Consider the following 10695-nt stretch of genomic DNA (forward strand, 5'->3'; position numbering starts at 1 on the left):
CAACTAACCTCCCCTTTGATGGATGGGAGTCAGCAGCCGGCCAAGGCCGTCGAGCGTGCGCTCCAGCGCCCCGCGCTGCTCGGCTACCACGGCCTTGCCGGCGCGACCTCTTGCCCGGGTCCTGGGCGGGTCATCAAACGCACCAACCAGCGCTTCCGCCAGGGCGTCAGCGTCGGCCACGGTGGCCAGCGCCCCGGCGGCTTTCAGCGGCTCGGCCACGTCATCGAAGTTGTCAAGCGAGGGGCCGGTGAGCACCGGCCGCCCGAGGCTTGCCGGCTCGACCACGTTCTGCCCGCCCAATGGCACCAGGCTGCCGCCGACAAAGGCCAGGTCGCCGGCGGCGTAGAGCGCGCCGAGCTCGCCCAGGGTATCGCCCAGGTACACCGCCGTCTCCCGGGTGACCGATTCGCCCCGGCTGCGCCGAGCTAGCGCAAAGCCGCCGGCGCGGCAGTCGTCGGCCACGGCGTCGAAGCGCTGGGGGTGGCGGGGCACCAGCACCAGCAGCGCGTCGGGGTAGCGCGTGCGCAGGGTTTTGTGCGCTTCCAGCAGCGCGGCTTCCTCGCCGTCCCGGGTGGAGCCGGCCACCCATATCGGCCGCTCGCCGCCATCTTTTTCGAGCTCGGTGCGTAAGCGCTCACCTACCTCAAGAGTCTGTTTCTCAGGGGCTACTTCGAACTTGAGCGAGCCGACGACGTCGGTGCGTTCGGGCGCCATGCCCAGCGCGGCAAAGCGTTCGGCGTCGGCGGCGGACTTGGCCGCCAGCCAAGCGACGTTACCCAGCGCCTGGCGCATCAGCGGTTTGATACGCCGGTAGCGGGCAAAGGCGCGCGGCGAGAGCCGGCCGTTGACCACCGCCACCGGCACGCCGGCGCGGCGGCAGGCGTGCAGCAGGTTGGGCCACAGCTCGGTTTCGAACATCACCGCGAGCACCGGGCGCACCCGGGTCACAAAGCGCCGGGCGCTGCCCGGCCAGTCCAGCGGCACAAAGCGGTGCTCGAGCCGCGCCGCCGGCTCGGCGGCCAGCCGGTTAGCAAGCGCTTGCACCTGCTCGGCGCCGGTGGCCGTCATGGTCGTCACCAGCAGCCGGTGGCCGGGATAGCGCCCGAGCAGGGCCTCGATCAGCGGGCGAGCGGCGCGCACCTCGCCCATTGATGCGCAGTGCAGCCACAGCGCAGGCTCGTGGACTTCGGCACCCAGCCCCAGCCGCTGGCGGCGCGGGCCGGTAGTAACGCAGGTGGGCACTTGCTCGCGCCACACCCGAGCGATGATCAGCGGGGAAAGCGCATAGAGTGCGGCGCAGTAGACGAGGCGCGGCCAGGGTGCCATTTAACGCCCGCGGCCGCGGATGGCGGCAATCATCGCCGAGGTCGACACCCCGTCCTCAAACCCCAGCACCTTGACCTCGCCGCCGTGGGCGCGAACGGCCTCGCCGCCGACGATGTCCTCGGGGCGGTAGTCGCCGCCCTTGACCAGCACGTCGGGAAGCACGGTTTCAATCAGCGCCTGGGGGGTGTCGTCGGCAAAGGGCGCGACCCAGTCCACCGCGCCCAGCCCGGCGAGCACCTGCATGCGCCGCCTGAGCGGGTTGATCGGGCGGTCGTCGCCTTTCAGCCGGGCGATGGAAGCGTCGTCGTTGACCGCGACCACCAGCCGGTCGCCCAGCGTGCGCGCCTGCTCCAGGTAGGCCACGTGGCCGGCGTGGAGAATATCGAAGCAGCCGTTGGTCATCACCACGCGCTCGCCCCGGGCCTGGGCGGCGCGCACGGCGTTGACCAGCGCACTCTGCCCCACCACGCCAAACTCGCCCAGGGCATCGCCGTGCAGCGCGGTGTACAGCTCGCCAAGCGAGAGCGTCGCAGTGCCGGGCTTGGCCACCACCAGGCCGGCGGCCAGGTTGGCCAGGGTCATCGCCTCGGCAAAGCCGTGCCCGGCGGCAAGCGAAAGCCCCATCATGCCGATGACGGTATCGCCGGCGCCGGTGACGTCGAACACCTCCCGGGCGCGGGTGGGCAGGTGCAAAGGCGACTCGCCTTCGCGGATCAGCGTCATGCCCTTTTCGCTGCGGGTAATGAGCAGCGCCTCGAGCTCCAGCTCGGCGCGCAGCGCCTCGCCCCGGGCGGCGAGCTCGGCGTCGGTGTCGCAGCGGCCGACGATGGCCTCGAACTCGCCGAGGTTGGGGGTGATCAGGCTGGCGCCGCGGTATTTGCTGAAATCGGTACCCTTGGGGTCCACCAGCACGCGCTTGCCCGCCCGGCGCGCGATGCCGATCAGCTCGCCCACGCGGTTGAGCGTGCCCTTGCCGTAGTCGGACAGCACCAGCACGTCGTGCCCTTCCAGGGCGGCTTCCACCCGAGCCACCAGCTCGGCGGTATCGACGTTATCCAGGCGCTGCTCAAAGTCCAGGCGCAGCAACTGCTGGTTGCGGCTCATTATCCGCAGCTTGGTGATCGTCGGCACAAAGGCGCTGTGCTGAAAGTGGGTGCTCACTTCGGCAGTCGAAAGCTGGCCGGCGAGCAGCCGGGCGTTGTCGTCGTCGCCTACCACCCCGGCCAGGGCCGCACTGGCGCCCAGCGCGGCTACGTTAAGCGCGACGTTGGCGGCACCGCCGGGGCGGTCGTCGGCGTCTTCCACCCGCACCACGGGCACCGGCGCCTCGGGAGAAATCCGCGAGGTAGCGCCGTGCCAGTAGCGGTCGAGCATGGCGTCGCCGGCGACGAGCACCCGGGCGCGCTCCAGGGCAGAAAGGTCAATGTTCATCGAGGGTTCCTTGAGCAGCGGTGTCTTCGAGCAGCGCGTCGAGCCGGGCGATAACCTCATCGGCCTGGATCAGCCCCATGGCGTCGGCGTGGCGCACCCTTTGGCCCCAGGCCACGTCGTCGACACCCTTGTTCAGGTAGGTGCGCAGCGCCCGGGGGTAGGCGTTCACCACGAATTCACGCCACAGATAGGGCGCCGCCCGGTCCGGATTGGTCGTGGCGTAAAGCCCAAGCGTTGGCGTGCTCAGGGCGTTGGCCATATGCACCGGGCCGGTATCCGGGGCGATGGCCGCACGCGCCCCATCGATCAGCGCCAGCAGGCCCTTGAGCGAGGTGGCGCCCACGGCGTTGATCACGCTGGCCGGCTGGCACAGCGCCTGTATCTGCCCGGCCGTTTCGTTCTCGAGCGCCGAGGGGCCACCGGTCAGCACGCTTTTCAGCCCGTGCTGCACCCAGGCGTGCTCGATGACGCTTGCGTAGCCCTCCACCGACCAGTTGCGAAAATTGCGCAGCCGCACATTGCTGCACGGGTTGATGACCAGATACGGCGCCTCGCCGCTAAGCTGGCGCGCCTCCTCGTAGGCCCCCGGCGGCACCGGCAGGTGCCATTCCGGACGGTCGTCTTCCACGCCCAGCGCCCGGGCAAAGTCCATGAACGACTCGAGCACGTGGGCCCGGGGGTGGGGGGCGAGCTGGTAGCCGGTAAACCAGTGCTGGCAGTCCTTGGCCCGGGCCTTGTCAAAGCCCAGCCGGGCATCCACCTTGAGCCCCAGCGAGAGCACGCTGGCGCGCAGGGCCTGCTGCATGTGCAGCAGCACGTCAAAGCGGGTGTCGGCCAGTTCGCGCCATAGCTTGCGCATGCCGGCAAGGCCGCTGGCCTTGTCGTAAACCACGAACTCGACGCCGGAAAGCCCCGCCAGTAAGCTGTGCTCGCCCTTGCCGATGATCCAGGTAATGCGCGCCTCAGGAAAATGGCGCTGCAGCGCGCGAATCGTCGGCACAAGGTTACAGGCGTCGCCCAGCGCGGAAAGGCGTAGCACGGCAATATGGCGGGGATTGGCAGGCAAAGGGGGCTTCATGCGCTTAGCAACACTCCGGCAGAAAAAGAGTTTGATACTACACGATGCGGACAGTTTATGTGACGCGCCGGGGTTGCGCCAAAAGCAGCGTCAGCCGTCTTCCTCTGCCCCCTTCGCCCCGGACGATTTCTCGCCGGACGTCTGGCGCGCGCGCGGGCTGGTGACCGGCGAGGCCCCGGGCCGCGGCAGCAGCCTGTTCATCAGCCCCGAAGAAGGGAGCAACGAGCAATGGGTACTGCGCCCCTACCGCCGCGGCGGCATGGTCGCCCGGCTGAGCGAGGCCCGCTATCTGTGGACCGGCGCCGAGCGCACCCGGGCCTTTCGCGAAATGCGCCTGACCGCCCGGCTGTTCAATCAGGGCCTGCCGGTCCCCCGCCCGGTGGCTGCCTGCGTCACCCGCCACGGGCTTGCCTACGAGGCCGCGCTGATCACCCGGCGCATCCCCGGCGCCGCTGCCCTGGCCGCACGGCTGGAACACGGCACTGCGGGCCCTGCGCTCCTCCAGGGCGTCGGCGCCATGATCCGCCGCTTTCACGACGCGGGGCTCGACCACGTCGACCTCAACGCGCGCAATATCCTGATCGATCCCGACGACACGCCCTGGCTGATCGACCTTGACCGCTGCCGGCTGCGCGCCCCGGGCAAGTGGCAACACACCAACCTTGCCCGACTTACGCGCTCGCTGGGCAAGTTCGCCGCCCCGGAAGAAGCCCTGCGCGCCGGCGAGCATATTGCCGCCGGCTACGCCGGCTGACGCCCCTGGGTGGCCTCAAAGCGCGGCATGACCGTCTTTCTCATGAACCTGGCCCATTTGCGCCGTATCTTGCGCCGCCCCAGCCAGGGGATGTATTCCGCCAGCGGCACAAGCTCGGACGCCCCCAGCCCGTCGATCAGCATGACCGTGGTGGCGTCCGCCCGCTCGAGCACCAGCAGATTGCTCATCACCAGGTCGCAGGGGATGACGTTATAGGCCAGCAGATAGGCCCTGAGCGCGTCCAGCCCGACCCAGAAACGGCGGATCTGCGCCGGCGTCAGCGGCCCGGCCAGGTACTCCCCGGCGTTGGGCGGCAGCTCGCCCCGATCGTCGAGCACCAGCTCCTGCTCAATGCCGATCATCTCGGCATCCTCCACCGCGCCGAAGAACTCGGGGATCAGCGTAAACGGCACCCCCCGGCGCTTGAGGCGACGAAAGTAGCGCAGCTCGCGTCGAGTCTGCTTGGCCTTCTCCCGCCGGCTGAGCTTGACGCAGCGGCCGGGGTCGTCCGGGTGCTGATAGCAGATCCGCTCGTCGCCCCGGCCGATAACGCGCCATTCGTCCGTGTTCAGCCTTGTTTTCTGCCCCCTGCTCAACATTGCCCCGCCTGCTTTTGCCGGGCCACGTCCAGCAGGCAGCGGTAGTTCTGCGCCATGATTTCCTCGACGTCCAGCGCCAGCGCCAGCGCCCGGCAGCGCTCGCGCAGCGCCGCCTCGCCCTTGCGCCCGGCCCAGTACGCCATGGCCTGGGCCAGCGCCTCGCGGTTGTCGGCCCGGTCGATCACCGTTGCCACCTCGGGGGTAACCACCTCCTTGGCGCCGCAGCTTTGGGTGGTAATCACCGGCGTGCCGCAGGCCAGCGCCTCGAGCACGGTAAAGCCGAACGGCTCGTAGTGCGCCGGCAGCAGGTAGCAGTCGGCCAGGGCGAAATAGCGCTCGGGCGAGGGCTGCTCGCCGAGAAAGCGGCATTTGTCGGCAATGCCCAGCTGCCGGGCGCGGGCCTGGTATTCCGCCTGGCGGGAGTCGCGGCCGACCACCAGCAGGGTGGCGTCAGCGTCGAGCCGGGCGAAGGCCTCAAGCGTCGGCGCGAGGCCCTTGCGCTGGTAGCCGGTGCCCAAAAATAAAAACACCGGCCGATGCGTATCAAGCGCCAGCTCCTGGGCAAGCGCCCGGGCGTCATCGCCCAGCCGGGCGCGGTCAAAGCGGCGGGTATCGACAAAGTTGTGGATCACCGAGCGCCTGCTTTCCGGCACGCCGTAGGCCTCGGCGATTTCCTCGTCGCTTTGCCGGGAGTTCGATACCACATGGCAGTAGGCACCGGGCGCCATGGCCTTCGCCTCGATACGCGCCGCTATCCGGTCCTTGCGCCGCCGCTGGCGTTCGGGCTTCGAGGCCAGGTGGTGGTGAACGGTGCCGCCGCCGATGCGCAGCAGATCGTGGGTCCAGGTTTTGCCCAGCCCGTAGACAAGGTCGTAGTCGGCCGCCCTGACGTGGCGCTCCACGGCCCGGGCAAAGCGCCACATACGCTGCGCCTTGCCCACGCTGAACGGGCGCAGGCGAACAAAGCGGATGGCCGGATGCGACGGTGCCACGTGGGAGCGGCAGACGATGGTGACGTCCTCGCCGCGCTCGGCCAGGTAGCGCGACAGCTCGTTGAGAAAGCGCTCGGTGCCGCCCGAGGCGGCGTGGCGCATGTGGACCAGCGCTATTTTCATTGAGTCGTCTCCCGAGCCGGGGCCGCGTCCTGCCGGCGGCGATAGCCAGACAGAAGCCCCCACCAGACCACCAGCCAGAACGCGTAAACCATGACGCCGCTATTATGGTTGAAGCCCGCCTGGGTCAGGCCGTAATCCACGTGGGCGACGCACAGCAGCGCGCCGGCGGTGGCCAGCGCGCGCACGGTTAAATCGTCATCGCGCAAATAGACGCCGAACAGCCGCAGGGGCAACAGCAGCAGTAGCAGCAGAGCCGCAAAGCCGGGCACCCCCTGTTTGGCCAGGGTATCCAGAAACTGGTTGTGCGCGTGGCCGTAGTTAGCCACTCTCGGGTGAACCACGCCGCGCTTGGCCAGATCAGTCACGCCTTCCCGATAGCCGCGATCCCCCCAGCCCACAAGCGGCTTTTCCGCTATCAGATGGGCGGCGCCCTGCCACATCTCGAAGCGCAGGCCGACCGAGGTATCGCGCTTTTCGCCGCTGACGTACAGGGCAATATCATCCACCGCCTGGCCGACGCGCTGCTGGACCCCGGTCTGCGGCAGGCCGTAAGCCGCAAGCCCCGCGGCCAGCACCAGCACCAGCGCCAGCAGCCGGGTTTTGAGCGGCGTGCCCCGGCCGTAGGCGCGGTACAGCACCCAGAACACCAGCGGCAGGCCGACCCAGCCGCCCCGGCTGCCGGATAAAAGCGAGGCCAGAATACCGCTCGCCGCCCCCAGCCCCAGCAGCGCAAGCCAGGCGCGGCGGCGTGGCTGTTGCCATGCCCAGCCCAGCCCCGCCAGGCAAAATATCCCCAGCAGCAGGCTGATGTTGCCAAACTGAATAGGGTGCATATAGCCGTACGCCCGGGAGGCGCCCTGGCCGTGCTGGTAAAGGGCAAACCCGGCCGCCCCCATGGCGCCGAGCGCCAGCCCCGACCAGACCGCACCAAGCCTTGGCGGGTAGGCCATGACCCAGAACAGCACCGGCAGCGCCAGCCAGAAGCGCAGCGGCCGGTCCACGCTGCTCAGGCCCTGGCCGTGCCACAGCGCCCCCGCCATCACCACGGCGGTATAGGCGCAAAGCGCCAGCATCAGCCAATAGTCGTCGCGCTGCAGCCCAAGGCTCGGGCGCCGCACCGCAAGCGTTGCGCTTGCCAACAGCAGGATCAGGGGGCCCAGCGAGTAGCCCGTGGGGACCACCAGGGAGAGCGCGGCGAAGAGGAAAACGGCGGCGCCGGTCAGCATGCGCCGCGACGCGTCAGCGGAGGCAGAGAACGGTAAAGCGGCGTGAGTCATCGGTGTGGGGTTTCCAGAGCGCGGTTAGAGATCGCGGACGCGACGTTTCATGTATTTCCAGAATACACCGTTGGCGTTGGCCACGGCGATCACCAGCCCGCGCCAGCCATCGAGAAACCCACGCCGCAGCAGGTAGGTCCGCAGGAAGGCAAACGCCGCCTTGAGTACGATCACCGCCACGGGATACACCCGTAGCGCATCCGAGCCCGCGCGAATTCCCGAATAGCGGTTGATCTTGTCCAGAAACTGGCCAAGCTCGGTAACGGCCAGATGCTCGAGGCAGCCGTCCAGACGCACCACCTGCGCGGTAGCGGGCACCACCACCGACTCGTGCACCATGGCGTCGTTGAAGTTGTGCCGGTCGCGGTGAAACACGCGCACCAGCCAATCGTTGCCCCAGCCGGCATGGCGCACGGGCCGGCCCAGCAGCCAGTTTTCCCGGTGGACTTCCACCACCTGCTGCGCCTCGGCCCCGGGCAGCCACTCGGCGAGCGCGTTAAGCCAGGTAGCACTCGGCGCCTCGTCGGCGTCCAGAGATACCACCCAGTCGTGGCGGGCCAGCGACACCGCGTGGCGCTTGGTCGGGCCAAAGCCGAGAAACTCCCCCTGATGGAGCGAGACGTTGGCGTAGCGCCGAGCGATATCGAGGGTGGCGTCGGTGGAGCCGTTGTCGTACACCACCACCTCGTCAACGCCGTCGAGCGCGTCCAGCGTGCGCGCCAGGGTCGCCGCCGCGTTGCGCGTAATGATCACGGCGCTTAGCTTGGCCAGCATGTCGGACCGTCCTGTCAGGATAGAAAGCGGATGCTACTATAGCCGCCGTGACTCCCACAAATGCTCCCATTAACCTTCAGCGAGGCGGCCTTGCACATCATCCACGCCAACCTGGCCCGCGGGTTTCGCGGCGGCGAGCGGCAAACGGTGCTGCTGATCCAGGCGCTCGCCGGCAAGGACGCCGTCGCGTCCCAGACGCTGGTGTGCCGGCCGGACTCCCCCCTGCGCGCGGAGCTTGCCGCCACCCCGGGCGTGCGCTTTGTCGGCGCCCGCCACCAGCTGGCCGGCCACCGCCGGGCCGGGCGCGCCACCCTGGTCCACGCCCACGACGCCAAGGCGGTGCACTGGGCCTGGCTCCATCGCCGGCGCTACAAAACGCCCTACCTGATTACCCGACGGGTGGACACCCCGATCAAACGCAAGCGCAGTAACCTGGCCTTTTACCGGGGCGCTTACCGCTGCGTGGCGCTGTCTCGGGTCATCGCCGCCGAGGTAGCGCCGCTAAGCCCGCACCCGGTGGTGAAAATTCCCAGCGCCTATACCCCGTTGGCGCCGGACCCCGACGTCGCCCGGGCCTTTCGCGCGCGCTACCCCGGGCAGTTTCTCGTCGGCCACGCCGGCGCCCTGGTGGACCGCCACAAGGGGCAGCGCGTGCTCCTCGACGCCGCTCGTCGGCTGCAGCGCACCCAGCCGGACATGCGCTTCGTGTTTTTCGGCCGCGGGGAAGACGAGGCCGCGCTGAAGCAGGAAAGCGCCGGGCTGGAGAACGTCGTCTGGGCCGGTTTCAAGGCCAACATCGGCGACTACCTGCCGGCGCTGGATGTCTTTGCCTTCCCGTCGCGCAACGAGGGGCTGGGCTCGGTGCTGCTCGACGCCATGCACGCCGGCGTTCCCGTGGTGGCAAGCGAGGTCGGCGGCATTCCGGATATCGTCCGCGACGGCGAAACGGGGCTGCTGTTTCCTCCCGGCGACGACGAAGCCCTGGCCGACCGCCTGGCCCGGCTGCAGGACCCGGCGCTGCGCCAGACGCTGGCCAACCGGGCCACCCAACGCCTGGCCGACTATTCGCCCGACGCCATGGCCAACGCTTACCTGGCGCTATACGCTCCTCTTTCCCCGCCGCGTACGGCCCGGGGCCCGTCAGAAACGTAGGTGCTTCGTCCATGATGAGCGGAAAAAGCGCCTACCAGGCGCACAAGCTGAAGTTTTACCTCGCCGGCCTGCTGGGCGCCCTGCCCCCTCGGCGTTTTTTTCGTCACCGGCGCCGGGCGCTTCTGGCCGCCTTCGACGCCCTCCCCGCCGCCGAGCAGGAAGCCATCATGGCGCGGGTAACGCACTACCACCGGCTTGATGCGCCCGTCACCCTGTCCAGCGAGGCCGTCCAGAACCGCGACTTTGCCCTCCGCGCGAGAAAGTCGTCGTATCACCTGGATTTTTACCAGATTGCGAAATACTTCCCCCCGGGCGCGGCCTATCACTACCGCTTTGGCGACAAGACCTTCGTGCCCGACGAGCCTACTTTCGTCAAAAGCCGCCCCATTCACGGCGATAACCGCAACTCCGTACTGCTCAAGCTCGACAGCGTGCGCCATTACTACACGGTGAAAGACACCCGGCCCTACGATGACAAGAAGGACGCGCTGGTATGGCGGGGGGCAGCCCACCAGCCGCACCGGCAGCGCTTTCTGGCCCAGTGCCACGACCTGCCCCGCTGCGACGTCGGCGCCACCGACGACAAGCCGGAAACGGCCGCCTACCGCAAGTCGTTCATGGCCATCGAGCAGCAGCTCGAGCACAAATTCATCTTCAGCATCGAAGGCAACGACGTCGCCACCAACCTGAAGTGGATCATGGCCTCCAACTCGCTGTGCTTCATGAAGCGCCCGATTTTTGAGACCTGGTTCATGGAGGGCACGCTGATCCCGGGCTACCACTACGTCGAAGTGAAAGACGACTTCTCCGATTTGGGCGAAAAAATCGCCTACTACCTGGCCCACCCCGACGAAGCAAAAGCCATCGTCGACAACGCCAACCGCTACATCGCCGAGTTTTTCCACCCCCAGCGGGAAAGGCTCATCGCCATGCTGGTGTTCGAGCGCTACCTGGCGCATACCCAATGCCCACCCACGAGATCGCCACGTCGCTTACGCTCCTCGCGACGACAGTAGCGCTGTGTCATGGCGAGCGAAGCGCGGCTATCTCGGGCTTTGCCAGTGCGGCCACCGCACCCTCTACGTCATAGCGAGCGAAGCGCGGCTATCTCGGGGTTTGCCAGTGCGGCCACTGAACCCTCTACGTCATAGCGAGCGGCCTCTTGTGTCATAGCGAGCAAAGCACTACA

Annotated in this window: 10 protein-coding genes; 3 read left to right on the forward strand and 7 right to left on the reverse strand. The window is 68.2% G+C overall.

Annotated elements, in window-relative coordinates; translation table 11 throughout:
* Positions 1-3 precede the first annotated feature (3 nt).
* The 3 genes from waaA to ACZ46Y_RS13545 are packed head-to-tail and all read right to left on the reverse strand — an operon-like array spanning position 4 to position 3835.
* Positions 4-1326 carry a lipid IV(A) 3-deoxy-D-manno-octulosonic acid transferase gene (gene waaA / locus ACZ46Y_RS13535; RefSeq protein ID WP_311956484.1) on the reverse strand — a complete coding sequence of 441 codons (1323 nt, stop codon included), beginning with the start codon at positions 1324-1326 and terminating at the stop codon, positions 4-6.
* The gene (gene hldE / locus ACZ46Y_RS13540; protein WP_311956485.1) at positions 1327-2757 is read right to left on the reverse strand and encodes a bifunctional D-glycero-beta-D-manno-heptose-7-phosphate kinase/D-glycero-beta-D-manno-heptose 1-phosphate adenylyltransferase HldE; all 1431 of its coding nucleotides are present in this window, start codon (positions 2755-2757) and stop codon (positions 1327-1329) included.
* Positions 2747-3835, reverse strand: a complete 1089-nt coding sequence (locus ACZ46Y_RS13545; RefSeq protein ID WP_311956486.1) for a glycosyltransferase family 9 protein — start codon at positions 3833-3835, stop codon at positions 2747-2749. The genes hldE and ACZ46Y_RS13545 overlap by 11 nt, the downstream gene beginning before the upstream one ends.
* On the opposite strand from ACZ46Y_RS13545, the gene ACZ46Y_RS13550 reads away from it, so the two are divergent.
* A complete protein-coding gene (locus tag ACZ46Y_RS13550; RefSeq protein ID WP_311956487.1) occupies positions 3834-4589 on the forward strand; it encodes a 3-deoxy-D-manno-octulosonic acid kinase in 756 nt (251 codons plus the stop codon). The two genes, ACZ46Y_RS13545 and ACZ46Y_RS13550, sit on opposite strands and share 2 nt — an antisense overlap.
* Here ACZ46Y_RS13550 and ACZ46Y_RS13555 read toward each other — a convergent pair.
* Genes ACZ46Y_RS13555 through ACZ46Y_RS13570 form a run of 4 tightly spaced genes read right to left on the reverse strand, consistent with a single transcriptional unit; the run spans position 4577 to position 8354 of the window.
* Positions 4577-5188 carry a YrbL family protein gene (locus tag ACZ46Y_RS13555; protein WP_311956488.1) on the reverse strand — a complete coding sequence of 204 codons (612 nt, stop codon included), beginning with the start codon at positions 5186-5188 and terminating at the stop codon, positions 4577-4579. The genes ACZ46Y_RS13550 and ACZ46Y_RS13555 overlap by 13 nt on opposite strands.
* Entirely contained in the window at positions 5182-6303 is a 1122-nt protein-coding gene (locus ACZ46Y_RS13560; protein WP_311956489.1) for a glycosyltransferase family 4 protein, read from the reverse strand. The genes ACZ46Y_RS13555 and ACZ46Y_RS13560 overlap by 7 nt, the downstream gene beginning before the upstream one ends.
* Positions 6300-7580 (reverse strand): O-antigen ligase family protein, encoded by a 1281-nt coding sequence (locus ACZ46Y_RS13565; RefSeq protein WP_311956490.1) that lies wholly within the window; start codon positions 7578-7580, stop codon positions 6300-6302. Before ACZ46Y_RS13565 ends, ACZ46Y_RS13560 begins: the two co-directional genes overlap by 4 nt.
* A 24-nt stretch (positions 7581-7604) precedes the next feature.
* Positions 7605-8354 carry a glycosyltransferase family 2 protein gene (locus ACZ46Y_RS13570; RefSeq protein WP_311956491.1) on the reverse strand — a complete coding sequence of 250 codons (750 nt, stop codon included), beginning with the start codon at positions 8352-8354 and terminating at the stop codon, positions 7605-7607.
* Between the two features lie 60 nt (positions 8355-8414).
* Here ACZ46Y_RS13570 and ACZ46Y_RS13575 point away from each other — a divergent pair, with 60 nt between their 5' ends.
* Together ACZ46Y_RS13575 and ACZ46Y_RS13580 are read left to right on the forward strand one after the other, a co-directional pair.
* Positions 8415-9506, forward strand: coding sequence for a glycosyltransferase family 4 protein (locus ACZ46Y_RS13575; RefSeq protein WP_311956492.1), 1092 nt, complete (start codon positions 8415-8417; stop codon positions 9504-9506).
* An 11-nt stretch (positions 9507-9517) separates the two neighbouring features.
* Positions 9518-10522 carry a glycosyl transferase family 90 gene (locus tag ACZ46Y_RS13580; RefSeq protein WP_311956493.1) on the forward strand — a complete coding sequence of 335 codons (1005 nt, stop codon included), beginning with the start codon at positions 9518-9520 and terminating at the stop codon, positions 10520-10522.
* Positions 10523-10695: the final 173 nt, after the last annotated feature.

This window comes from Halomonas garicola (genome assembly GCF_055382465.1).

Excerpts from the sequence above, each read along its gene's own strand:
- waaA (WP_311956484.1), bottom strand. The coding sequence starts at position 1,326 with ATGGCACCCTGGCCGCGCCTCGTCTACTGCGCCGCACTCTATGCGCTT.
- hldE (WP_311956485.1), bottom strand. The coding sequence starts at position 2,757 with ATGAACATTGACCTTTCTGCCCTGGAGCGCGCCCGGGTGCTCGTCGCC.
- ACZ46Y_RS13550 (WP_311956487.1), top strand. The coding sequence starts at position 3,834 with ATGCGCTTAGCAACACTCCGGCAGAAAAAGAGTTTGATACTACACGAT.
- ACZ46Y_RS13545 (WP_311956486.1), bottom strand. The coding sequence starts at position 3,835 with ATGAAGCCCCCTTTGCCTGCCAATCCCCGCCATATTGCCGTGCTACGC.
- ACZ46Y_RS13555 (WP_311956488.1), bottom strand. The coding sequence starts at position 5,188 with ATGTTGAGCAGGGGGCAGAAAACAAGGCTGAACACGGACGAATGGCGC.
- ACZ46Y_RS13560 (WP_311956489.1), bottom strand. The coding sequence starts at position 6,303 with ATGAAAATAGCGCTGGTCCACATGCGCCACGCCGCCTCGGGCGGCACC.
- ACZ46Y_RS13565 (WP_311956490.1), bottom strand. The coding sequence starts at position 7,580 with ATGACTCACGCCGCTTTACCGTTCTCTGCCTCCGCTGACGCGTCGCGG.
- ACZ46Y_RS13570 (WP_311956491.1), bottom strand. The coding sequence starts at position 8,354 with ATGCTGGCCAAGCTAAGCGCCGTGATCATTACGCGCAACGCGGCGGCG.
- ACZ46Y_RS13575 (WP_311956492.1), top strand. The coding sequence starts at position 8,415 with ATGCTCCCATTAACCTTCAGCGAGGCGGCCTTGCACATCATCCACGCC.
- ACZ46Y_RS13580 (WP_311956493.1), top strand. The coding sequence starts at position 9,518 with ATGATGAGCGGAAAAAGCGCCTACCAGGCGCACAAGCTGAAGTTTTAC.